This window comes from Paractinoplanes globisporus DSM 43857, assembly GCF_000379645.1.
GTDB lineage: Bacteria > Actinomycetota > Actinomycetes > Mycobacteriales > Micromonosporaceae > Actinoplanes > Actinoplanes globisporus.
Genome location: NZ_KB903301.1, coordinates 163,535 through 184,911, shown reverse-complemented (window position 1 = coordinate 184,911; position 21,377 = coordinate 163,535). Strand labels below are relative to the sequence as shown.

Here is a 21,377-nt window from a genome sequence, read left to right as displayed (position 1 = left end):
ATGGATCTCGGGGCGATCGTCGCCATCGACGTGCACACACACGCCGAGGTCGGACGGGGCGGGCACACCTCGCTGAGCTCGCAGCTGCTCGCGGCCTCCGAGGCGTACTTCAAGGCGCACGGCCACCGGCAGCCGACCGTCGACGAGATGGCGGCGTACTACCGGGAACGGCGGATGGCGGCCGTTGTCTTCACGGTCGACGCCGAGCACGCGACCGGGCACGCCCCGATCCCGAACGAGGAGGTCGCGGCGAGCTGCGCGGCCCATCCCGACGTGCTGATCCCGTTCGCGAGCATCGACCCGCACCGCGGCCGGGCCGCCGCGATCGAGGCCCGCCGGCTGGTGCGCGAGCACGGTGTGCGCGGTTTCAAGTTCCACCCGAGCCTGCAGGGCTTCTCGCCGGACGACCGGATGGCGTACCCGCTCTACGAGGCGATCGAGGAGCTCGGCGTCCCGGCGCTGTTCCACACCGGACAGACCGGGATCGGGGCGGGCGTGCCGGGCGGCGGCGGGATCCGGCTGCGGTACTCGAACCCGATGCTGGTCGACGACGTGGCCGTGGACTTCCCGGACCTGCGGATCATCCTGGCCCATCCGTCGTTCCCGTGGCAGGACGAGGCGCTCGCGGTCGCCACCCACAAGCCGTACGTCTACATCGACCTGTCGGGCTGGTCGCCCAAGTACTTCCCGCCGTTGCTCGTCCGCTACGCCAATACGCTGCTGCGGGACAAGGTGTTGTTCGGCTCGGACTATCCGGTGCTCACCCCGGACCGCTGGCTCGCCGACTTCGAGAAGCTCGACATCAAGCCCGACGTACGCCCGAAGATTCTCAAGGACAACGCCGCCCGCCTGCTGGGCCTCACCGTCGACAAGGAGACCCCCGCATGATCACTGTGAACGGACTCGAGGAGCTCAAGACGCTCGTCGGCCAGGATCTCGGCCACAGCTCCTGGCTGGAGGTCACTCAGGAGCGGGTCAACACGTTCGCCGACGCCACCGGCGACCACCAGTGGATCCACGTCGACGTCGAGCGGGCCAAGGCCGGACCGTTCGGCGGGCCGATCGCGCACGGCTACCTCACGCTGTCGCTGGTCATCCCGCTGTTCGGGGAGATCCTGACGATCGAGGGCATCCGGATGGGCGTGAACTACGGCCTCGAGAAGGTGCGCTTCCCGCACCCGGTGCCGGTCGGCTCGAAGATCCGGCTCAACGCCAAGCTCGTCTCGGTCGAGGACGTCTCCGGCGGCACCCAGAGCGTCTACGACTTCACCGTCGAGATCGACGGCGTGGCCAAGCCGGCCTGCGTGGCCCGCACGGTCTACCGGCAATACGTCTGAGCCATGCGCAACGAAGGGCTGGGCTCGTGGCCCGCGCGGCGGGCGCTGATCTCCCCGGACCGGGTCGCGCTGATCTACGAGGACCGGTCGACGACGTACGCCCAACTGCACGATCGGGTCTCCCGGCTCGCCGCCGGTCTTCGCGAGGCCGGCGTGGTGGCGGGGGACCGGGTCGCCTACCTCGGCCCGAACCATCCCGCCTTCGTCGAGACGATGTTCGCCACGTACGCGATCGGCGGGGTGTTCGTGCCGTTGAACTTCCGGCTGACCGCGCCGGAGATCGATTACCAGCTCGCGGACAGCGGGGCTCGGCTGCTCATCTACGGACCGGAGTGCGAGGCGACCGTCTCCTCGTCCGTCACTCCCATTCCACGGGTGCCCTTGTCGTCGTACGAGCAAATGGTCTTGAGCGCCGATGAGCCGGCGGCGGGCGACGTGGCGGTGACCCTCGACGATCCCGCCTGCATTCTGTACACGTCGGGGACGACCGGGCGGCCGAAGGGCGCGGTGCTCACGCACGGCAACGTGATCTGGAACAGCTACAACGTGCTGGTGTGTGTCGACGTGGCGGGCGACACGGTGACGCTGACCAGCGCGCCGCTCTTCCACGTGGCGGCGCTCAACCAGTGCCTGCTGCCGACGTTCCTCAAGGGCGGCTGCTCGGTGATCATGCCGTCGTGGGACGTGGACGCCTGCTTCGACCTGATCGCGCGGCACCGGGTGACCTGGATGTTCGGGGTGACCACGATGTTCGCGGGGCTGGCGCAGTCGCCGCGTTTCGCCGGGGCGGATCTGAGCTCGGTGCGCAACATGATGGTGGGCGGCGCGGCGGTGCCGAGCGCCCTGATCAGGTCCTACCAGGAGCGTGGTCTGACCTTCTGCCAGGGCTATGGAATGACCGAAACGGCGCCGGGGGCGACGTTCCTCGAGGCGCCGGAGAGCGCGGCGCACGTCGGCTCGGCCGGGGTGCCGGTGATGTTCGCGGACGTGCGGTGCGTGGGGCCGGACCTCACGCCGGTCGGGGTGGGCACACCCGGCGAGGTGCAGGTCCGTGGGCCTAATGTTTCGCCCGGCTATTGGCATGACCATGACGCGACCGCGGCCGCCTTCACGCCGGACGGCTGGATGCGCACCGGCGACATCGCGGTGGTCGACGCCGGCGGGCACTACTTCATCGTGGACCGGCTCAAGGACATGTACGTCTCCGGCGGCGAAAACGTCTATCCCGCCGAGGTGGAGGCCGCGATCTTCGAGCATCCGGCGGTGCTGGAGGCCGCCGTCGTGGGGGTTCCCGACGCTCGATGGGGCGAGGTGGGGCGGGCGTTCGTGGTGCTCGCGCCCGGCGCCTCGTTGGACTTAACCGACTTGTCCGGCTTCCTGACGGGTCGGCTCGGGCGCTACAAGATCCCGAAATATCTGGACATCATGGAGGCGCTGCCTCGGACCGGATCGAACAAGGTGCGCAAGGCGCCGCTGCGCGAGCTGCCGCTGCCCTAACGGAACGTCTGGCGGATCTCGCCGATCCCCTCCACGCGGCTGACCAGCGTCTCGCCCGGTTGCAAGTACCGGGGTGGGTTGCGTCGGTTGCCCACGCCGGCCGGCGTGCCGGTGAAGATCAGGTCGCCCGGCAGGAGGGGGCAGACGGCCGAGATGCGGGCGACCAGGTCGTCGATCGGGAAAATCATCTGATTGGTACGACCATGCTGCACCAGCTCGTCGCCGAGGTGGCACTCGAAGCCGATGTCGTCGCGGTCGGGGAACTCGTCGGGGGTCACGGCGACCGGGCCGATCGGGCCGAAGCCGGGGAACGACTTGCCCAGGCTGAACTGGGCGGGGGCGCCGCGGAGCTGGACTCCGCGCTCGGAGAGGTCCTGTCCGACGGTCAGGCCGGCCACGGCCGCCCACGCCCGGTCGCGTCCGATCCGGAAGCCGCCACGACCGATCACGGCGACCACCTCGATCTCCCAGTCCGGCTTGCCGGGCGGCAGGGTGACCTCGGTGATCGGGCCGGCGATGCAGGACGGGAACTTGGTGAAGATCAGGGGCTCGTCCGGGGGCTGGAAGCCGGCCTCGGCGGCGTGCGGGCGGTAGTTGAGAGCGACCGCGAAGACCTGCCGGGGGTTGGGCACGGGCGGGCCGAGCACGCCTTTCGCCGAGAAATCCGAAATATCGCGACTTGCCGCCCAGGCGGCCAGCTCGTCGAAGCGGGCCAGCGCGGCCAGCGGGTCTGCCGGCAGGTCGCTGTGCGCGGCCACATCCAGCGCCAGGCCGTCCCGCACGAGCGCCAGCCGCCCGTCGATGGTTCCGAAGCGCACGGTCTCAGTCCTCGCTGTACAGCGACCCGCTGTACGGAGGCGTGTCGTGCGCGGCGCTCCACGGCACGACGCGGTTGCGCAGCGTCCCGATGCCCGCGATCTCGGCCTCGACCACGTCGCCCGGCCTCAGGTAGAAGTCGAACGGGTTCGGCTGCACGGCGGCCACGCCCGAGATCGTGCCGGTCGTGATGATGTCGCCGGCCGAGTATCCCTGCGGCGAGTGGAACGCGACCAGGTGCGGGATGGAGAGCACCATCTGGTCGGTGTTGCCGGACTGCCGCACCTCGCCGTTGACCCGCAGTTCCATCGCGAGTTTCTGCGCGTCGGGCACCTCGTCGGCGGTGACGATCCACGGCCCGATCGGGCAGAACGTGTCGATGCCCTTCGAGAACGAGAACACGCCCGACCGCATCTCGCGCCGCTGGATGTCCCGCGCGGTGACGTCGTTGAAGACCGTGTAGCCGGCGATGTAGTCGACCGCCTCCTCGGGCCCGAACCACTTGCCGGACTTGCCGATGATCACCGCGAGCTCGAGCTCGTAGTCCAGCTCCTTGGTCAGGCCCTCCGGGTAGACGATCGCGTCCTCCGGGCCGATGATCGCGTCCACATTCTGGAAGAACACGATCCCCTTGTGCACCGGGTGTGACCAGTTGACCTTCTGCAACTCCTCGTGATGGACGGCGAAGTTGCCCGCGGTGTGAAAGAACTTCTTCGGCACGATCGGCGCACGCAACGTCACGCTCTCCAGCGCAAGCCGCTCGCCGGTCTCGGGGACGCTGCCGCCCCGCTCGAAGAACTCCCGCGTCGACGCGACCTCGAGCTCGATCACGGTCTCCCCGTCGATCCGCCCCACCCGGCCATCATCGAAGGTCACCAGCCGCATTTTCACTCTCCGAAAGTCGTTTTCTCATTTGAGATCCTCTCGCCGGGGGCGTCGCGCTGTCAAGCACCGCCGCCCGCCCCGAGGGAGAATCGAAGACACATCTGCATACGACGAGAGGTGGGTGCCATGTCGCGGGCCGACTCCGGTGGGGAGACCGACGCCGAGCGGCGCGAGCGGATCCTCGAGCAGGCGTTTCTGGCGGGCGCGGTGCCGGCCGTCTGGTATCGGCATGAGAAGGCGGCGATCGCGGCCTCCGCGGCCGACGAGGGCCTACGGGTTCCAGCCGCCGATGAGGTCCATGAGCGACCCGGCGATGAAGACGATCAGCGCGGTCAGCCGTAACTGGCGGCCGCCGTTGCGGGTGGCCCAGCGGCCGGCCCGGGCCAGCCGCAGCCGTACCGCCGAGTCGAAGAGCAGCAGTCCGGTCACGAACCGGGGCGTCAGCAGCAGTGCCTCCGCCGAGATCACTACCAAGCCCGCACACAGGAACGCGAAGAGGATGCTGGCCCACGCGGGGAGTCCGCCCGTGTGAAGCCCCACCCCGAGGACGGCCGCGGCCATGAGCGCCACCCCGGTCAGGACGAGTCTTGTCCGGGCCCAGCCGCCCTCGCGCTGCTTGTATTCGCCGTACGCATAGGCAAGTGACGCGCTTTCAGCCTCGCCGAGCTGACCGAGCAGGAATTCGTACGTCATCCCCTCGAAAGTGGCGCGCATGAAGCCGTAATTGTGCAGCTGGGCCCGGCTGAATCGGTTCGAGCCCCGTACTTCCGCCCAGGCCTCGTCCGCGAACTGCTCGACCTGCTCGGTCGTGACATGGTCGCGATCGCGCTCGTCCAGCTCGACGCGATGTCGTCCGGGGTGGATGGCCACGACCTTGGTGATCCGGGTGACCATCTTCTGCCATTGGCGGCCGTCGGCGATCCGATCCGATCGCTCCCGCGCTAGTTCATGTCGCTTCTCGGCAGCGTCCGTCCACCCTTTCAGCCGCTTTCCGAGGAAATCGAGCACCGCCACCAGGCCGGCCACGGTGAGCAGAATCTTGCCGACGTTGCTCAGCGTGTGCACGGCCACAGGGTAGCGATCACCGCCAAGATGGGCCGGTACAGTGCGGGCATGGCTGATCTACGGCAGCGGATTCTCGACGAGCTCGGCGTGAAGGCGGCGATCGAGCCCACGGCCGAGATCCGGCGGCGCGTCGACTTCCTCAAGGACTATCTGCGGGCCACCCCGGCCGCGGGTTACGTGCTGGGCGTCAGCGGCGGGCAGGACAGTACGCTGACCGGCCGGCTGTGCCAGCTCGCCGTCGAGGAGCTGCGGGCCGAGGGGCACTCGGCGACCTTCGTGGCGGTTCGTCTTCCGTACGGCACCCAGGCCGACGAGGACGACGCCCAGACCGCGCTGGCGTTCATCCGCCCCGACCGGTCGATCGCGGTGAACGTCAAGCCCAGCGCCGACGCCGTGGCCGCCGAGGCCGCGTACGGACTGCGGGAACTGCTCGGCGGCGAGCCGCGGCTGCGCGACTTCGTCCGCGGGAACATCAAGGCCCGCGAGCGCATGGTCATCCAGTACTCGATCGCCGGCCAGCTGAACCTGCTGGTGGCCGGCACCGACCACGCTGCCGAGGCGGTCACCGGCTTCTTCACCAAGTACGGCGACGGCGGCGTCGACATCACCCCGCTGACCGGGCTCACCAAGCGCCAGGGCGCCGCGCTGCTGCGGGAGCTGGGCGCCCCCGCGAGCGTCTGGGAGAAGATTCCGACCGCCGACCTCGAGGACGAGCGCCCGGCCCTGCCCGACGAGATCGCCCTGGGCCTGACCTACCGCGAGATCGACGACTACCTGGAAGGCGTCCACGTCACCCCCGAGCTGGCGGCCCGGGTCGAGTCGGTGTTCCTGGCGACCCGGCACAAGCGCGCCCTCCCGGTGACCCCGCTCGACGACTGGTGGCGTTAGATTCCATGGCTGACGTCGCGATCCGGCTGCGCCCGGTCACCGAGCCCGATCTGGCGATGTTCCGCCGGTTCGCCACCGAGCCCGGCCTGATCGGGCTGGACTGGGCCGGCTTCCGCGACGCCCAGTCGTACGCCCGCCGCTTCGCAACCGACGGCTATCTGGGCGCCGAGGACGGCCGCCTCATGGTCTGGGCCGACGAGGAGTTGGCCGGCCTCGTGAGCTGGATCGCCGGCCAGTACGGCGTCGCCGGCCGCCACTTCGAGATCGGCATCGTCCTGCTGCCCGAGTGGCGAGGCCGCGGCATCGGCTGGCGTGCCCAGGCGATGCTCTGCGACTACCTCTTCGCGCACAATCCCGTCCAGCGCATCCAGGCTGCCACCCACCCCGAGAACCTCGCCGAGCAGCGCGCGCTCGAGAAGGCCGGCTTCCAGCTGGAGGGCGTCGTCCGCGCCTGCGAGTTCCGGGCCGGCCAGTGGCGGGACGGATACCTCTACAGCCGCCTGCGGGACGACCCGGCACCGGCACTATAGAGCCATGATCGCGCACCCGGGACTCCGCTTCACCGACCACACCGTCGCCGTTCCGCTCGACCATCACCGCCCCGGCGACGGCACGATCGAGGTCTTCGCCCGGGAGGTGGTGGCCGCCGACCGCTCCGGCGACGACCTGCCCTGGCTGCTGTTCCTGCAGGGCGGCCCGGGCGGCAAGTCCCCGCGCCCGGTGCGCTCGGAGAGCTGGATCGCCCGCGCCGTGCAGACCCATCGGGTGCTGCTGCTCGACCAGCGCGGCACCGGTCGCAGCACCCCCATCACCGCGGCCACGGTCGGTGACCGGTCCGCGCGGGAGCTCGCCGACCACCTGCGGCTGTTCCGGGCCGACAGCATCGTGGCCGACGCCGAAATGCTCCGCGCCCGGCTCGCCGGTGGCGCCCGGTGGGACACGCTGGGCCAGAGCTACGGCGGCTTCGTCACGATGACGTACCTCTCGCGGGCACCGCACGCCCTGCGCAACTGCTTCGTCACCGGCGGGCTGCCCGGCCTGACCGCGACCGCCGACGAGGTCTACGCGCGTACGTATCCCCGGGTGGCGGCCAAGAACGCCGAGTTCTACCGCGCGTTCCCCGGCGACGTGGCCGCCGTCCGCCGCGTGGCCGACCATCTGGCCGCCGACGACGTGCGCCTGCCCGACGGCGACCGCCTCACCGTCGAGCGTCTCCGTGTCCTCGGCAACGCCTTCGGCATGAGTTACGGATACGCCCAGGTGCACTGGCTGTTCGACGAGGCCTGGCACGGTTCCCGGCTGTCCGGCACGTTCCGCTACGAGGTCATGTCCCAGACCGGATTCATCGACGAGCCGCTGTTCGCCCTGCAGGAGTACATCTACGGCCGGCCGGCCGGCTCCACCGCCTGGGCCGCCGACCGGGCGCTCGCCCAGCACCCGGCCTTCGCGGCGGACGCCACCCCGCTGCTGTTCACCGGCGAGATGATGTATCCCTGGATGTTCGACCAGATCGCCGCCCTGCGCCCCTTCGCCGGGGCGGCCGACATCCTGGCCACGGTGGACGACTGGCCCGCCCTCTACGACCCGGATCGCCTGTCCGCCAACGAGATCCCCGTCCTCGCCGCCGTCTACGCCGACGACATGTACGTGGACGCCGGCCTCTCCCTCGCGACGGCAAGCTCGGTCGGGAACGTGCGCACCTGGGTCACGAACGAACACCAGCACGACGGCCTGCGTACGTCCGGCGAGTCGGTCCTCGGCCATTTGATGGAGATGGCCTCCGGCATGACGTGATCGCCCACGCGGCCTTGACAGGCACAGCTAACCGTTAGAGGGTAGGGCTAACGGTTAGCTGAGGGGTGGCCATGCAGCAGGAAGTTGTGCTGGCGATGCTCGCGAAGGAGCCTTCGCACGGGTACCAGCTGCGGGCCCGGCTGCGCGACGCGCTCGGGCCGCTGGGCGACGCGATGAACGCGGGGCAGATCTACGTCACGCTCACCCGGCTGGAGAAGGCCGGGCTGCTGGCGGTCGAGCCGGGCGAGGACGGGGAGCGGGCGGACCGCAAGGTCTACGCGCTGACCGCGGAGGGCCAGCAGCGGGTCTCCGAGTGGATCGCCGAGACCGGGTGGCCCAAGCCCGACCTGGCGGAGTTCCACCTGAAGCTGATCGCGGCGGCGGCCGCGGGGCTGGCCGATCCGATCGCGATCGTGGACACGCAGCGGCGCGAGCTGCTGCGGCGCGTCCGGGAGGCGCAGCGGGCCGCCCTCGGTGAGCCGCCGCAGTCGGACGCGGCGCTGCTGCTGGAAGGGGTCGTCCTGCGCCTGCAGGCCGACCTGCGGTGGCTCGAGGCATGCGAGCGGAGCTGGACTCGGCGAAGGAGTGGATCGTGAGCGACGTGCTACGCGCCCGCGGGGTGCGCAAGGAGTACGGGCGGGGCGAGGGCCTGGTGCGCGCCGTGGACGGGGTCGACCTCGACGTCGCCGCGGGGGAGACGGTCGCGGTGATGGGACCGAGCGGGTGTGGCAAGTCGACGCTGCTGCACCTGCTCGGCGGGCTCGACCGGCCCTCGGGCGGTGAGATCTGGCTCAACGGGCGTCGCATCGACGACATCGGGGAGCGGGCGCTGGCCCGGATGCGGCGCGGCGAGGTCGGGTTCGTCTTCCAGTCCTTCCACCTGATGGAGGAGCTCACCGCCGTCGAGAACGTCGAACTGTCCGCGTTGCTGGCCGGGCGGTCGCCGCGGGCGGCCCGGCGGCGGGCGGAGGAGCTGCTGGATCGGGTCGGGCTCGCCGACCGGGCGCGGTTCCTGCCGTCGGCGCTCTCGGGCGGGCAGCGGCAGCGGGTCGCGGTCGCGCGGGCGCTGAGCAACGAGCCGCTGATCGTGCTGGCCGACGAGCCGACGGGAAACCTCGACAGCGCGGCGACCCTGGACGTGCTGCAGCTGTTCGAGAGCCTGCACGCGGCCGGGCAGACGCTGGTGATCGTCACACACGACGCGCGGATCGCGGCGACGGCCGACCGCCTGATCTCGATGCGGGACGGCGCGTTCGTGGACGAGACCCGGCTGACCGGCGGGACGAGCGGGCAGCTCGGTGCCCTGCTCGGGCTGGAGGAGTAGGCGATGGGCCGGCTCCTGCTCGTGGGCCGCCTGGCCCTGCGCGACCTGCGGCGGCGGCGCGCCGAGGCCGTGCTGCTGTTGCTCGCCATCCTCGCCGCCACGACCACCCTGACCCTCGGGCTGGTGCTGCGGGATGCGGCGGCCGACCCGTACCGGAGCACGCGGACCGCCACCAACGGACCGGACGTGGTGGCGGCGGGCCCGGCCGGCAAGCTCACCGAGCTCGCCGGATCCGCCGGCGTCACCGGCCACAGTGGACCGTTTCCGGTTGCGGCGGCGAAGCTCGAGACCGGCGGCCGGACGATCGACGTGCAGGCCGTGGGGCGCGACACGGCGACGGCGGCGGTCGACCAGCCGAGAGTGACCCAGGGCAGCTGGGCCCGCGACGGGGGAGTGGTGGTCGAGGCCGCCTTCGGGACGGCGCTCGGCCTGCACGTGAGCGACGCCGTCACGCTGAGCGGACGGACGTTCGAGGTCGCCGGGTTCGCCGTCACGGCCGCCGCGCCGCCCTACCCGCAGTCCAGCTGCTACTTCCCGTGTGTGGTCGGGCCGGTCACGGCGGGCGAGAAGCTGCCGGCCGGGGCACTGCGCAACCCCGGACTCGTGTGGCTCACCCCAGCCGATGTGCGCACCATCGACCCGAGTTCGACCACGTACGTGGTGAACCTGAGGCTGTCCGATCCGGGCGCGGCGGAATCGTTCGTCGACGCGCACCCTGGTCTGCCGATGGAGACCTGGCAGAGCATCCTCGGCGACGCGACCGAGCTCGCCAAGGACTCGCAGATCCTGTTGCTGATCGGGGCCTGGCTGCTGGGCCTGCTGGCGGTGGCGAGCCTGTCGGTGCTGGTGGGCGGGCGGATGGCCGACCAGACCCGGCGGGTCGGACTGCTCAAGGCGGCCGGCGGCACTCCCGGGCTGGTCGCGGGTGTGCTGCTGGCGGAGTACGTCATCGTGGCGCTCGCGGCGGCCGCCGCCGGGCTGACGATCGGGGCGCTGACCGCGCCGCTGCTGACCTCGCCGAGCGCCGGGCTCCTCGGCAGCGCGGGGACGCCGTCGATCACCCTCGCCATCGTGGGCATCGTGACCGGCGTGGCGCTGGCGGTGGCGGTGCTGGCGACGCTGGTGCCGGCCGTGCGTGCGGCCCGGCGCAGCACGGTGAACGCGCTGGCCGACGCGCCGCGGCCGCCTCGCCGGGCCGGGTGGCTGATCGCGCTCTCGGCTCGCCTGCCCGTGCCGCTCCTGCTCGCCCTGCGGGTGGCCGGCCGCCGCCCGCGCCGGACCGCTCTGGCCGTGGCCGGCATCGCGATCACGGTGAGCGGCATCTACGTCGTCCTGGTTCTCAGTGCCTTCCTCGGGACGCAGCCCGGCCAGGGCGGATACGACGCGACGCAGGTGACCGTGCTCCGGCACGTGCTGCTGGTGTGGACGCTCATCCTGCTGGCCCTGGCCGGCGTCAACGCGGTCGTCATCACCTGGGCCACGGTCCTCGACAACCGGCACGCGTCGGCGCTGGCCCGGGCGCTCGGCGCCACCCCGCGCGACGTGACCGCGGCGTTGTCGGCGGCGCAGCTGATCCCCGCGCTGACCGGCGCCGTCCTGGGCGTCTTTCCCTGCGGCTACGTGCTGTTCCACACCATCATCGCCATCACCGGCGGCGACAGCAGCCGGGCCACGCTGCCGTCGCTCGGCCAGCTCCTCGGGGTCGTGCTGGCCACCGTCGTCGTGGTGGCGGCCCTGACCGCGGTTCCGGCCGCCCTGGCCACCCGCCGCCCACCGACCGAAGCCCTCCGCGCCGCCGGCTGATCGGCCTCTCCGCGTGGCTGGGGGCGCCGCGGGTCGGGCGCCGGCTGGGGTTGCGCGGGTCAGGCGCGGCTGAGGCGGCGCGGGTCAGGCGCGGGTGGTTCGCAGGAGGAAGCCGCGCAGGGAAAGGCGTTCGCCGTCGGGCTCGGCCGTGATCGTGATGGGCTCGACCGTGGTCGCCGTCCAGGTGGGAGCGGGGAAGCAGGCGTGCAGGAAGGCCTCGGTCAGCCCCCAGCCCTCGCCCGACTCGATCGACATCGCCAGGACGAAGACGGCCGCTCCGGGGGCGGCCAGGCCGGGCAGCTGGGAGAGGTAGTCGTCCACGTGCTGCTGGTCGACGCGCTGGAGGCTGTGCAGGAGGCCCGAGTCGAAGATCGAGTTGAAGGGCCCGTCGGTCAGCGAGAGGTGGGTGGCGTCCTGGGCGTCGAAATGAACGGTCAGGCCCTCGGCGGCGGCTTTCTCTCGCGCCTGGCCGATGGCGACCGCGGAGATGTCGACCGCCGTCACCTCGAAACCGCGACGGGCCAGCGACAGGGCCAGGTCACCCGTGCCGCAGCCGACGTCGAGGACCTTGGGGCCGCGGACCTCGTTGTCGAGAACCGGGGCGAGCGCGGGTTGCGGGCCGCCGATCTGCCAGGGCGGGCGGCTCGAGCGGTAGACCTCGTCGTAGTCCATGACGCTCATGGACATCGAGCCTAGACCCGGAAGACGCGCAGCTGCAGGGCCAGCGTGGCGTAGTAGCCGACGAGCGTGGTCAGTTCGAAGAGAGCCGGCCGGCCGAGAGCGTCGACGGCGTTCTCGTACTCGTCGTCGGTCAGATCCGATCGTTCGGCCAGGGCGGTGGCGACGTCGAGGACCGCGCGCTCCCCGGGGTCGGTGAAGACCGACGGATCTCCGGTGCGGAGGCCGGCCAGCTCGGCGGAGGACATTCCCGAGGCCCGGGCCACGGCCTCGTGAGCCTGGCGTTCGAAGGCGCTGTCCCAGACGCGGGCCACGGTGAGGATGGCGATCTCACGGGACCGGGTGCTCAATTCCGTACGATATCGAACTGCTCCGCCCAAGGCTTGCAGCGCCTCACCCAGAGCGGGCTGCAGCAACATCGCGTTGAACGGGCCCTCCAGGGCGCCGTCGTCACCGACCAGGGCGAACGGTCCGGATGCGCGCGGGCCGCCGGCGATCCCGTCGTAGAGGGCGCGCTGCGAATCGGACATTCCAGAGGGCGTCAGGCGGGGCAATCGTGACATCAGGCGATATATCCTAAGATAGCGGAAATGTCGTCACAGGCGGCCGTGACCAGCGGGCGGAGTTCGCGGACTATGCGCTGACTCGACCAGTCGCGGGACTGAAGAGCCAGATTCGCACCGGCCACCACGGAACCGTCCGCGCCCCGGACGGGAGCGGCGATCGAGCGCAAACCGTGGGCCAGCTCTTCGTCCTGCAGGGCCCAGCCGTCGTTGCGGATCTTGGCGAGCTCGTCGCGCAGCTCGTCGAGGGAGAGCTTGGCGTTCGGCCCATGGTTGAACGCGAACGAATCCCCCGACACGCGCTCCTTCAGATCGGTCTCGTCGAGAAAGGCCAGCAACAACTTCCCAATCGACGTGTGTACGGCCGGCAGCGTCGAACCGACCTGGATGTTGGCGGTGACCAGGTCGGAGTTGCGCAGCCGGACGAGATAGAGCACCCGGTCCCCGGCCAGCACGGCCAGGTTGACCGTCTCGCCGGTGGCGGCGGCCAGTTTCTGCAGGCGCGGTGTGGCCGCCTCGACGAGATCGAGACTGCGCAGCGCCGCCGTCCCGAGCGTCAGCACCCGTACGCCCGGCCGGTAGTCGCCGTTCGGCAGGTGATCGAGATAGCCCTCCGCGGTCAGCGTCATGACCACTCGGTACACGGTCGGCAATGGCATCCCGACCGCGGGCGCGATGTCGCTGACCCGCCAGGCCGGCCGCTGCTCGGTGAACAGCGACAGGATCCGCAGGCCCTTGGCCAGTGCCTCGACCCGATACTCCACCATGGCGTGGAAGTTACTTTCGCAGAGTGAGAAATGCAAGGTTGCTGAAAGCCGCCGGGTGACCATTGACACCCGAGGGCCGGACCGGAAACACTCGGGTAACACGCGCTGGAAAGCTGTTATCGCCTGTTGAAAGTGGGAACGCCATGACGCGCACCGTCTTCACCAAGGGGCTGGTCTTCGACGGCAGCGGCACCGCGCCCGCGCCGGGCGAGGTGGTGGTCGAGGGTGACCGGGTCGTCGAGGTCCGTTCCGGGTGGCACGACGATCATGGCAGTGACCAGGTGTTCGACGCCACCGGCTGTACGGTCATGCCCGGCATGATCGAGTCGCACGCGCACCTGACGTTCCCGTCGGCCGTCGGGCACATCGACCCGTCGTTCAACCCGCCGCTCGACGTGACGTTCTTCCACCACATCGAGGGCCTCGAGAGCGAACTGGCGCGCGCCGAGCGAAACGCGTCGATCCTGCTCGACTCCGGCTTCACCTCGGCCTACTCGGCCGGATCGATCCTGCCCATGCCGGTCGAGATCATCCTCCGCGACAAGATCAAGGCAGGAGCGGTGCCGGGTCCGCGCATGCGCGCGGCAAGCATGGAGAGAGACAATCATCCGGTACGCCCCGACGGGCACGTCGAGCCGGATTGGCAGGGTCCCGAGGCGTGCGCCCGATGGGTGCGCGAGATGGCCGCCCAGGGCTACGACAGCGTGAAGTTCCTGCTCAGCAACGACGACGTCTTCATCGAGGGCGGCTCGCACATCACCCAGTACACGCTCGAGGAGGCGATGGCGGCCGGCGCCCAGGCCCGCGAGTCGGACGTCTGGCTCAACTGCCACGCCCAGTCGGCCGAGTCGGTGAAGATCGCGGTGAAGGCCGGCTTCCGCTCGATCTACCACTGCACCTACGCCGACGAGGAGGCCCTCGACCTGCTCGAATCGGTGAAGGACACGGTGTTCGTCTCGCCCGCCCCCGGCATCATCTACGCGAACGTGCACGAGGGCGAGGAGTTCGGGATCACCCGCGAGGTCGCCGAGAAGATGGGCTCGGTGGCGGCGCTGGAGGGCATGGCCTCCGTCTACCCCGAGATCCGCCGGCGGGGGATCCGCGCGCTGCCGGGCGGCGACTACGGCTTCCCGAACAACCCGATCGGCCGCAACGCCCGCGACCTCGAGCTCTTCGTCGACGTGCTCGGGTACACACCGCTGGAGGTTCTGACGGCCGTCACCCAGCACGGCGGGCAGCTGCTCGATCTCGGTGACATCGGCATGCTCCGCCCCGGCTGGGTGGCCGACGTGCTGGTCGTCAAGGGCAACCCCGCCGATGACGTACGCATCCTGCAGGACCCCGCGAACCTGCGCGTCATCATGCAGTCCGGGCGGTTCCACAAGGCGCCCGCGGTCGCATGAGAGACGTCGTCTTCTCCCGGCCCAACGGGTACCGGCCGCTCGCCCTCGATCTGTATGTCCCGGAAGGGGCGACGACACTCTGCGTTTACCTGCACGGGGGCGGCTGGCGGGTCGGCAGCCGTCGCGAGGGGCCCGGCCCGGCAGCGGCCTGGTTCTTCGACGAGGTGGCGTCGCTGGGCATGGCCGTGGCGAGCGTCGACTACCGGCTCAGCGCGGAGGCCGTCTATCCCGCGCAGTTGTCCGACGTACAGGCGGCCCTGGAATTTTTGTCCTCCAACGATCACGGCTGCACTCGAACGGTCATCTGGGGCACGTCGGCCGGCGGGCATCTGGCCGCTCTGGCCGCACTCACGTCGCCGCGCGCCCTGTCCGCGGCCGTCTGCTGGTATCCGCCCACCGACTTCGACGCGCTCTCCAAGGACATCGACGAGGCCGGCGGGACCGGCGACCGCAGCGAGTCCTCGCGGGAGGGCCGGCTGATCGGGGCGAGCATCGACGCACGACCGGATCTGACCGCCGCCGCCAGCCCGGTCAACCACGTCCACGAGGGCGCGCCACCGTTCCTCTTCCTCCACGGAACCGCCGATCTGGCCGTTCCGCCGCGGCAGAGCTCCCGGCTGGCCGAGGCCCTCACCGCGGCCGGCGCGTCGGCCACGGTCGAGCTGATCCCGGGCGCGTCGCACATGTTCCCCGAGCTGGACGAGGAGGCGACCCGCGCGGTGATCCGGCGCTCGGTCGGCTTCCTGCTCGCCGGCTGAGCCTCCGCCTTCCCCACCGAGCGGCCAGGGACGGGACCAGGGCTGTCACGGGTGCGACGGGCGCCGCGTTTCCCGAGTCTGGGGCGCGGAACCACACTCGTCGAGGGGGGAACGATCGGCATGGCAACACGACGAAACGTTTTGCGGGGGACCGCCGCGCTGGCCGGCGCGGCCGCGGTGACGACCACCGGCCTGGCCTCGGCCGCACAGGCCGCGCCGGCCCGCACCGGCGGCCGTCCGAAGGCGAGCGTCCTGCTGGTGCACGGAGCCTGGGTCGACGGGTCGAGCTGGAACGCGGTCACCGCGATCCTGCAGCGGCAGGGCTACACCGTGCTCTGCGTGCAGCTGCCGCTGACCTCGCTCGCCGACGACGTGGCCTGGACCCGGCACGTGCTGGCCGAGCGGGTGCAGGGTCCGACGGTCATGGCCGGTCACTCGTACGGCGGTGCGGTGATCTCCGGTGCCGCCACCGGCGTGGGCAACGTCGTCGGCCTGGTGTACGCCTCGGCGTTCGCGCCGGACGAGGGCGAGACGCTGGGCGGCCTCAACGCCCAGTTCCCGGCGCCTCCCGGCCTCGCGTTCGCGCAGCCCGACTCCCAGGGCTTCCTGTGGTTCGACCCGGCCGCGATCCCGACCAACTTCGCCCCGGACATCCCACCGGCGGACGCGCGCGTGCTCGCCGCGACGCAGAAGCCGATCGCCGCCCAGTGCTTCGGCGAACAGGCCGGCCCGCCGGCCTGGAGGTCCCTGCCGTCGTGGGCCCTGGTCTCCACCCAGGACCGGATGATCAACCCCGACCTCGAGCGCTTCATGGCCAAGCGCGCCCATGCGACCACCATCGAGGTCCGTTCCAGCCACGCGTCGCCGGCCTCCCACCCTGACAAGGTCGCCGGCCTTGTCGTCGCGGCCGCTCGCGCCGCCCACGCGTAGGTGGCGCTGATCGTCCTGACCGGGTGATGCGGTCCCGTTCGGCCCGGTGGCATGCTGATCGCTTGTGCTTGCGACTGCGCAAGCGATCGACACCGCCGGAAGGTCGCCATGCCGGATCCGGTACTTCGTGGGCGGCAGCGCGAATGCGAGCTGCTGCGCCGGGTGCTGACCGACACCCGGGAGGGCAGCAGCCAGGTGCTCGTCCTGCGCGGCGATCCCGGCTCCGGGAAGACCGCCCTGCTGGACTACCTCTCCGGGCTCCTCGCCGACTGGCGCCGGCTGGCGGCGGTCGGCGTCGAGTCGGAGATGGAGCTCGCCTACAGCGGACTGCACCAACTGTGCTCGCCGGTGCTCGACCACCTGGATCGGTTGCCCGCGCCGCAGCGTGCTGCCCTCGAGGTCGTGTTCGGGCTGAGCTCGGCGCCGCCGCCCGACCGGTTCCTGGTCGCTCTCGCCACCCTGACCCTGCTCGACCACGTGGCCGAGGACGAGCCGCTGGCCTGTGTGGTCGACGACGCTCAATGGCTGGATCAGGCGTCGGCGCAGGTCCTCGCGTTCGTGGCGCGACGCCTGCTCGCCGAGCCCATCGCGCTGGTCTGCTCGGCCCGGACCGGCGCCGGGGACGCGGTGCTGGCCGGCCTGCCCGCGTTGCCGGTCGGCGGTCTCGGCGCGGACGATTCACGGGCGTTGCTGCTGACCAACGTGACCGGTCCGATCGACACGGAGGTCGTCGACCAGATCGTCGCCGAGAGCCACGGCAACCCGCTCGCCCTGCTCGAGCTCCCGCACACGTGGACAAGTCACGATCTCGCCGGCGGTTACGGCCTCCCGGACAGTCACCCGGTGTCCAGCAAGGTCGAGCAGAGCTACGTCCAGCGGGTCGCCTCGCTGCCGCGGGAGACGCAGCAGCTCCTGCTGATCGCGGCGGCCGAGCCGCTCGGCGATCCGCGCCTGCTGGAGGCGGCCGCGGCCGTGCTCGGCATCGACCCGGCCGCGGCGGCCCCGGCGATCGGCGCCGGCCTGCTCCGCCTCGGTTCCCGGGTGGAGTTCGCCCATCCGCTGGTGCGGTCGGCGACCTACCGGTCGGCCGTGCCCGATCAGCGCCAGCGCGTGCACCGCGCGCTGGCCGAGGCGACGAACGCGAGCACCGACCCGGACCGCCGCGCGTGGCACCGGGCCCGGGCCACCAAGACGGCCAACGAGGACGTCGCCGCCGAGCTCGAGCGGTCGGCCGGCCGGGCCCAGTCCCGGGGCGGGTTCGCCGCCGCCGGCGCGTTCCTGTCACGGGCGGCCGAGCTGACGCCGGATCCGTCCCGGCGCAGCGGGCGGGCGCTCGGGGCGGCGCTCGCCAACGTGCAGGCGGGCGCGTTCGACACGGCGCGACGAATGCTCACGCTGGCCACCGACAGCGGCGTCGACGAGCTGCAACGGGCGCAGGTCGATCTGCTCGGCGCCCAGCTGGCCTTCGCCTCCAGCCGCGGCACGGAGGCGCCGCCGCTGCTGCTGGAGGCCGCACGACGTCTCGAACCGTTCGACGGGCGGCTGGCCCGGGAGACCTACCTGGACGCGTTCACCGCGGCGCTGTTCGGCGCGCGGCTGAACGAGGGCGTCGGCCTGACCGAGATCGCCGAGGCGGCCCGGACCGCGGCCGGCCAGATCGGAGCCGAGCCCGGCCCGGCCGACCTGTTACTGCAGGGGCTGATCGCGCTGGCCGGCGACTATGCCACCGCGGCGCCGGCCTGCCTGGCCGCGGTGCGGCGGATGGCGGACGGCTGGACGGCGCCCCCCGACCAGCTGCGCCGGTTGTGGCAGGGCTGCGTCGTCGCGATCGAGGTCTGGGACGACGAGAGCGCGTACGTGTTGTCGCAGGGTCACGTGGAGATCGCTCGCCGGACCGGGGCGCTGAGCGAGGTCGCGCTGGCCCTCAGCTCCCGGACCCCGGTGCTCGTCTTCAGCGGTGAGCTGGCCGCGGCCACGGCCGCCGTCGCCGAGACGGAGTCCGTGGAGGAGGCGACCGGCATCGCCGCCGCCCCCTACGGCGCATTGATCGTGGCCGCCTGGCAGGGTCGCGGCGATCACTCCGATCGCCTGATCGCGACCGCCCGGCGCGCGGCGACCGCCCGCGGCGAGGGCATCGGCGTGGCCATCTGTGACTACACCCGGGCCGTGCTGGCCAACAGCGGCGGCCGGTACGGCGAGGCGCTCGCCGCCGCGCGCGACGCCGCCGCCTACCGGGAGGTCGTGGTCGAGAACTGGGCCCTTCCCGAACTGATCGAGGCGGCGTCCCGTACGGGGGAGCCCGAGCCGGCGAGGACGAGCCTGGCCCGGCTGGCCGAGAAGGCACAGGCCAGTCACACCGACTGGGCGCTCGGGGTGGAGGCACGCTCGCGCGCGCTGCTGAGCGACGAGCGGCGGGCCGAGGACCTGTACCGCGGCTCGATCGATCTGCTGAGCCGCACGAGGATGCGGGCCGACCTGGCGCGGGCCCACCTGCTCTACGGCGAGTGGCTGCGGCGGACGAGCCGCAGGGTCGACGCCCGCCACGAGCTGGAGACCGCGTACGAGATGTTCACCGCGGCCGGCATGGCGCTCTTCGCCGAGCGCGCCCGGCGCGAGCTGTCGGCCACCGGAGCGACCGTGCGCAAGCGGGGGCTCGAGGAATCCACCGAGCTGACGCCGCAGGAGGCGCAGATCGCGCGGCTGGCGGTCGAGGGACGGACCAATGCCGAGATCGGCGCTCAACTGTTCATCAGCAGCCGTACGGTCGAATGGCATCTGCGGAAGGTCTACACGAAGCTCGGCATCAGCTCCCGCCGCTACCTGCACACCGCGTTTCCCTCCTGACCTCCGAGGTCGAGGACCTCACCGGTCACCATCGGATCGGTCATGAGCCGAACCGCCCATGCCGCCGCTCCGTCCGCCGGCCCGCGGCCGATCAGGTTGACCCGGACGGGAGCGGCCTCGACCGCGAGGTTCGCGACCAGGGCCGGCAGCGCGGCGGCGGCGATCGCGGCGAGCGCCCGGCCCTCGCCCGGACGCTCGGCCCGAGCTCCGGCGGCGAACACCAGCGAACCGGCGCCGCGCATCTCCCGCCGGGCGTACCGGGCGAGGCAGATCGGCAGGAGGAGCTGGTCGAGCGCGCCGCGGGCCCGGGCCAGATCGATCTCGCCGAGCCGCGCCGCGTACGGTTCGCGGCCGCTGAGCAGCACGTGATCGACGTGTCCGGGCAGTCCACCGAGGAACGCCTCGAGCTGGCCGACATCCGACTCGTCGAACGCGACGGTCGCCTCCACCCCGATCTCGTCGGCCACGTCCTCGAGCGGCCCCGGCTGCCGATCGGTGAGGATCAGCTGGGCCCCCTCCCGCTTGGCCCGGCGGGCGGTCGCCAGCCCGACGCCGGTGCAGGTCCCGATGACCACCACCGTCTGTCCCAACAGTCCCGCTGACGAGCCGGACATCGTCGATCGGTCATTCCCCGGCCGCGAATGCCGACCTCAGGGCTTGCCCCCGCATGGTCACGCCTCGAGGTGGTAGCCGGCCGCGGTGAGCATGCGGCGCAGCTGGACGACCGTCGGCAGGTCCACATTCTTCTGCCGGGGTGCCTCGAGGACCACGGTCTGCTTTCCCACCGTGAGCGCGAGCTTGCCGCCGCTGTGCTCGGTGACCGAGCCGACGGCGTCCAGCAGCGAGAGCGTGTCCGGCCACTCGATGTTGTGGCCGCCGTCGTGCTGAAGGATCTTCCGCAGCGTGGTGCGATGGTGGCTGTCGAGATGAGCCGGACCGGACGGTGCTGACATCGCATTACCTCCATTGGTTACCCGTGAACGTACGACTTCCGGCGCGGCGATCGCGCCCGTGCACACCCTGGTCCGGTTGCCCCGGCTCGCGACTGGCGAGCCGCGCTGGCGTATTGGCGGACTCGACACCCACCGGCTCGGAGAGATCGTCATCGAGACACCACATCCGAGGGGGTTTCGATGTTCACTCGCAAATCGGCAGGTCCGCGCGCTCTCCTGATCGGACCGGTCCTGCTGCTCGCCGGGCTTGTCGCCTTCGCCACGGCCGGGCCGGCCGGGGCCGAGTCGCCGGCCAAACAGCGCCCGCGCCCGACGATCGTGCTCGTGCACGGTGACTGGGCCGACGCGTCGTCCTGGTCCGCCGTGACCGAGCGCCTGCTGTCCAAGGGCAACAAGGTGGTCGCTCCGCCCAACCTGCTGCGCGGGCCGGCCACCGACGCGCCCTACCTCGCGAGCTACCTGCGGTCGATCTCCGGTCCGATCGTGCTGGTCGCCCACTCGTACGGCGGATTCGTCGCCACCAACGCCGCCACCGGCAACCCGAACGTGAAGGCGCTCGTCTGCATCGACTGCTTCCTGCCCGACGAGGGCGAGGTCGCCGGCGGCCTGGTCGCAAACTCGGGCTCGTGCGTGGGTGAGGACGGCTTCAACCAGGTGCCGTACGACGGGGGAGTGGACCTCTACCTGCGGTGGGAGGCGAACGGGGCCTACCCGGGCTTCGTCGACTGCTTCGCCAACGGGGTCGCGCCGAAGGACGCGATGCTTCTCGCGGCCGGGCAGCGGCCCGCGGCCGTGGCCCAGTTCAGCGAGCCCTCCGGGCCTCCGGCCTGGAAGACGATTCCGACGTGGTCCCTGATCGGCACGCAGGACAACGTCATTCCACGGGCCCTGCAGGAAATGATGTCCAGCCGGGCCCATGCGCACATCACCCGGGTCAGCGCCGGTCACCTGACGCTCATCACCCGTCCGGCCGACGTCACCAAGGTGATCCTCGCGGCGGTCGACGCGACGAAGTGATCCGGTCCATCGGGGGTCGCCGCCACCGCGCCTGTCCGCGGTGGCGGCGATCGGC

Annotated in this window: 22 protein-coding genes; 14 read left to right on the top strand and 8 right to left on the bottom strand. The window is 71.4% G+C overall.

Translation table 11 applies throughout. From position 1 onward, the window contains the following. The 3 genes from A3CQ_RS0116200 to A3CQ_RS0116190 are packed head-to-tail and all read left to right on the top strand — an operon-like array spanning position 1 to position 2,834. On the top strand, positions 1–888 hold the full coding sequence (locus A3CQ_RS0116200) for a 4-hydroxyphenyl-beta-ketoacyl-CoA hydrolase (RefSeq protein WP_020511989.1): 888 nt from the start codon (positions 1–3) through the stop codon (positions 886–888). Further along, entirely contained in the window at positions 885–1,337 is a 453-nt protein-coding gene (locus A3CQ_RS0116195; RefSeq protein ID WP_020511988.1) for a MaoC family dehydratase, read from the top strand. The genes A3CQ_RS0116200 and A3CQ_RS0116195 overlap by 4 nt, the downstream gene beginning before the upstream one ends. A gap of 3 nt (positions 1,338–1,340) precedes the next feature. Further along, positions 1,341–2,834: an acyl-CoA synthetase gene (locus A3CQ_RS0116190; RefSeq protein WP_020511987.1), complete on the top strand. Its 1,494-nt coding sequence runs from the start codon at positions 1,341–1,343 to the stop codon at positions 2,832–2,834. On the opposite strand, the gene A3CQ_RS0116185 is transcribed toward A3CQ_RS0116190, so the two are convergent. The 3 genes from A3CQ_RS0116185 to A3CQ_RS0116175 form a co-directional block, all read right to left on the bottom strand. Continuing rightward, positions 2,831–3,652, bottom strand: coding sequence for a fumarylacetoacetate hydrolase family protein (locus tag A3CQ_RS0116185; protein ID WP_020511986.1), 822 nt, complete (start codon positions 3,650–3,652; stop codon positions 2,831–2,833). The genes A3CQ_RS0116190 and A3CQ_RS0116185 overlap by 4 nt on opposite strands. 4 nt (positions 3,653–3,656) lie before the next feature. After that, on the bottom strand, positions 3,657–4,535 hold the full coding sequence (locus tag A3CQ_RS0116180) for a fumarylacetoacetate hydrolase family protein (RefSeq protein WP_020511985.1): 879 nt from the start codon (positions 4,533–4,535) through the stop codon (positions 3,657–3,659). A 270-nt stretch (positions 4,536–4,805) separates the two neighbouring features. Then, positions 4,806–5,600 (bottom strand): hypothetical protein, encoded by a 795-nt coding sequence (locus A3CQ_RS0116175; RefSeq protein WP_157295940.1) that lies wholly within the window; start codon positions 5,598–5,600, stop codon positions 4,806–4,808. 48 nt (positions 5,601–5,648) lie between these two features. Here A3CQ_RS0116175 and nadE point away from each other — a divergent pair, with 48 nt between their 5' ends. From nadE to A3CQ_RS0116145, 6 genes are all read left to right on the top strand, one after another. Continuing rightward, on the top strand, positions 5,649–6,488 hold the full coding sequence (nadE, locus tag A3CQ_RS0116170) for an NAD(+) synthase (RefSeq protein WP_026205758.1): 840 nt from the start codon (positions 5,649–5,651) through the stop codon (positions 6,486–6,488). A 5-nt stretch (positions 6,489–6,493) separates the two neighbouring features. Next, complete coding sequence (locus A3CQ_RS0116165) at positions 6,494–7,018, top strand: GNAT family N-acetyltransferase (protein WP_020511982.1); 525 nt, start codon at positions 6,494–6,496, stop codon at positions 7,016–7,018. A gap of 4 nt (positions 7,019–7,022) precedes the next feature. After that, positions 7,023–8,282, top strand: a complete 1,260-nt coding sequence (locus A3CQ_RS0116160) for an alpha/beta fold hydrolase (RefSeq protein ID WP_020511981.1) — start codon at positions 7,023–7,025, stop codon at positions 8,280–8,282. A 71-nt stretch (positions 8,283–8,353) separates the two neighbouring features. Then, positions 8,354–8,878, top strand: coding sequence for a PadR family transcriptional regulator (locus A3CQ_RS0116155; protein WP_020511980.1), 525 nt, complete (start codon positions 8,354–8,356; stop codon positions 8,876–8,878). Further along, complete coding sequence (locus A3CQ_RS0116150; RefSeq protein WP_245577245.1) at positions 8,875–9,606, top strand: ABC transporter ATP-binding protein; 732 nt, start codon at positions 8,875–8,877, stop codon at positions 9,604–9,606. The genes A3CQ_RS0116155 and A3CQ_RS0116150 overlap by 4 nt, the downstream gene beginning before the upstream one ends. A 3-nt stretch (positions 9,607–9,609) precedes the next feature. Continuing rightward, positions 9,610–11,409 carry an FtsX-like permease family protein gene (locus A3CQ_RS0116145; protein WP_020511978.1) on the top strand — a complete coding sequence of 600 codons (1,800 nt, stop codon included), beginning with the start codon at positions 9,610–9,612 and terminating at the stop codon, positions 11,407–11,409. A gap of 84 nt (positions 11,410–11,493) precedes the next feature. On the opposite strand, the gene A3CQ_RS0116140 is transcribed toward A3CQ_RS0116145, so the two are convergent. Genes A3CQ_RS0116140 through A3CQ_RS0116130 form a run of 3 tightly spaced genes read right to left on the bottom strand, consistent with a single transcriptional unit; the run spans position 11,494 to position 13,417 of the window. Beyond that, a complete protein-coding gene (locus tag A3CQ_RS0116140; protein ID WP_245577244.1) occupies positions 11,494–12,090 on the bottom strand; it encodes a class I SAM-dependent methyltransferase in 597 nt (198 codons plus the stop codon). A gap of 11 nt (positions 12,091–12,101) precedes the next feature. Then, positions 12,102–12,617 (bottom strand): carboxymuconolactone decarboxylase family protein, encoded by a 516-nt coding sequence (locus A3CQ_RS0116135; protein ID WP_020511976.1) that lies wholly within the window; start codon positions 12,615–12,617, stop codon positions 12,102–12,104. 32 nt (positions 12,618–12,649) lie between these two features. After that, a complete protein-coding gene (locus tag A3CQ_RS0116130; RefSeq protein ID WP_020511975.1) occupies positions 12,650–13,417 on the bottom strand; it encodes an IclR family transcriptional regulator in 768 nt (255 codons plus the stop codon). A gap of 143 nt (positions 13,418–13,560) precedes the next feature. Here A3CQ_RS0116130 and A3CQ_RS0116125 point away from each other — a divergent pair, with 143 nt between their 5' ends. From A3CQ_RS0116125 to A3CQ_RS0116110, 4 genes are all read left to right on the top strand, one after another. Beyond that, positions 13,561–14,820, top strand: coding sequence for an amidohydrolase family protein (locus A3CQ_RS0116125; RefSeq protein WP_020511974.1), 1,260 nt, complete (start codon positions 13,561–13,563; stop codon positions 14,818–14,820). Further along, positions 14,817–15,578, top strand: a complete 762-nt coding sequence (locus A3CQ_RS53075) for an alpha/beta hydrolase (protein ID WP_020511973.1) — start codon at positions 14,817–14,819, stop codon at positions 15,576–15,578. The genes A3CQ_RS0116125 and A3CQ_RS53075 overlap by 4 nt, the downstream gene beginning before the upstream one ends. A 120-nt stretch (positions 15,579–15,698) precedes the next feature. Then, the gene (locus tag A3CQ_RS0116115; RefSeq protein WP_157295938.1) at positions 15,699–16,508 is read left to right on the top strand and encodes an alpha/beta hydrolase; all 810 of its coding nucleotides are present in this window, start codon (positions 15,699–15,701) and stop codon (positions 16,506–16,508) included. 108 nt (positions 16,509–16,616) lie between these two features. Then, a complete protein-coding gene (locus tag A3CQ_RS0116110) occupies positions 16,617–19,352 on the top strand; it encodes an ATP-binding protein (RefSeq protein WP_020511971.1) in 2,736 nt (911 codons plus the stop codon). On the opposite strand, the gene A3CQ_RS0116105 is transcribed toward A3CQ_RS0116110, so the two are convergent. Both A3CQ_RS0116105 and A3CQ_RS0116100 read right to left on the bottom strand, forming a co-directional pair. Next, a complete protein-coding gene (locus A3CQ_RS0116105; RefSeq protein WP_157295936.1) occupies positions 19,325–19,930 on the bottom strand; it encodes an SDR family oxidoreductase in 606 nt (201 codons plus the stop codon). The two genes, A3CQ_RS0116110 and A3CQ_RS0116105, sit on opposite strands and share 28 nt — an antisense overlap. 93 nt (positions 19,931–20,023) lie before the next feature. Then, on the bottom strand, positions 20,024–20,305 hold the full coding sequence (locus tag A3CQ_RS0116100) for a hypothetical protein (protein WP_020511969.1): 282 nt from the start codon (positions 20,303–20,305) through the stop codon (positions 20,024–20,026). 180 nt (positions 20,306–20,485) lie between these two features. Here A3CQ_RS0116100 and A3CQ_RS0116095 point away from each other — a divergent pair, with 180 nt between their 5' ends. Next, positions 20,486–21,322 (top strand): alpha/beta fold hydrolase, encoded by an 837-nt coding sequence (locus tag A3CQ_RS0116095; protein ID WP_020511968.1) that lies wholly within the window; start codon positions 20,486–20,488, stop codon positions 21,320–21,322. The last annotated feature ends 55 nt before the right edge of the window (positions 21,323–21,377 follow it).

Excerpts from the sequence above, each read along its gene's own strand:
- A3CQ_RS0116115 (WP_157295938.1), top strand. The coding sequence starts at position 15,699 with ATGGCAACACGACGAAACGTTTTGCGGGGGACCGCCGCGCTGGCCGGC.
- A3CQ_RS53075 (WP_020511973.1), top strand. The coding sequence starts at position 14,817 with ATGAGAGACGTCGTCTTCTCCCGGCCCAACGGGTACCGGCCGCTCGCC.
- A3CQ_RS0116190 (WP_020511987.1), top strand. The coding sequence starts at position 1,341 with ATGCGCAACGAAGGGCTGGGCTCGTGGCCCGCGCGGCGGGCGCTGATC.
- nadE (WP_026205758.1), top strand. The coding sequence starts at position 5,649 with ATGGCTGATCTACGGCAGCGGATTCTCGACGAGCTCGGCGTGAAGGCG.
- A3CQ_RS0116140 (WP_245577244.1), bottom strand. The coding sequence starts at position 12,090 with ATGAGCGTCATGGACTACGACGAGGTCTACCGCTCGAGCCGCCCGCCC.
- A3CQ_RS0116130 (WP_020511975.1), bottom strand. The coding sequence starts at position 13,417 with ATGGTGGAGTATCGGGTCGAGGCACTGGCCAAGGGCCTGCGGATCCTG.
- A3CQ_RS0116100 (WP_020511969.1), bottom strand. The coding sequence starts at position 20,305 with ATGTCAGCACCGTCCGGTCCGGCTCATCTCGACAGCCACCATCGCACC.
- A3CQ_RS0116180 (WP_020511985.1), bottom strand. The coding sequence starts at position 4,535 with ATGCGGCTGGTGACCTTCGATGATGGCCGGGTGGGGCGGATCGACGGG.
- A3CQ_RS0116155 (WP_020511980.1), top strand. The coding sequence starts at position 8,354 with ATGCAGCAGGAAGTTGTGCTGGCGATGCTCGCGAAGGAGCCTTCGCAC.
- A3CQ_RS0116135 (WP_020511976.1), bottom strand. The coding sequence starts at position 12,617 with ATGTCCGATTCGCAGCGCGCCCTCTACGACGGGATCGCCGGCGGCCCG.
- A3CQ_RS0116145 (WP_020511978.1), top strand. The coding sequence starts at position 9,610 with ATGGGCCGGCTCCTGCTCGTGGGCCGCCTGGCCCTGCGCGACCTGCGG.
- A3CQ_RS0116200 (WP_020511989.1), top strand. The coding sequence starts at position 1 with ATGGATCTCGGGGCGATCGTCGCCATCGACGTGCACACACACGCCGAG.
- A3CQ_RS0116160 (WP_020511981.1), top strand. The coding sequence starts at position 7,023 with ATGATCGCGCACCCGGGACTCCGCTTCACCGACCACACCGTCGCCGTT.
- A3CQ_RS0116110 (WP_020511971.1), top strand. The coding sequence starts at position 16,617 with ATGCCGGATCCGGTACTTCGTGGGCGGCAGCGCGAATGCGAGCTGCTG.
- A3CQ_RS0116195 (WP_020511988.1), top strand. The coding sequence starts at position 885 with ATGATCACTGTGAACGGACTCGAGGAGCTCAAGACGCTCGTCGGCCAG.
- A3CQ_RS0116095 (WP_020511968.1), top strand. The coding sequence starts at position 20,486 with ATGTTCACTCGCAAATCGGCAGGTCCGCGCGCTCTCCTGATCGGACCG.
- A3CQ_RS0116165 (WP_020511982.1), top strand. The coding sequence starts at position 6,494 with ATGGCTGACGTCGCGATCCGGCTGCGCCCGGTCACCGAGCCCGATCTG.
- A3CQ_RS0116125 (WP_020511974.1), top strand. The coding sequence starts at position 13,561 with ATGACGCGCACCGTCTTCACCAAGGGGCTGGTCTTCGACGGCAGCGGC.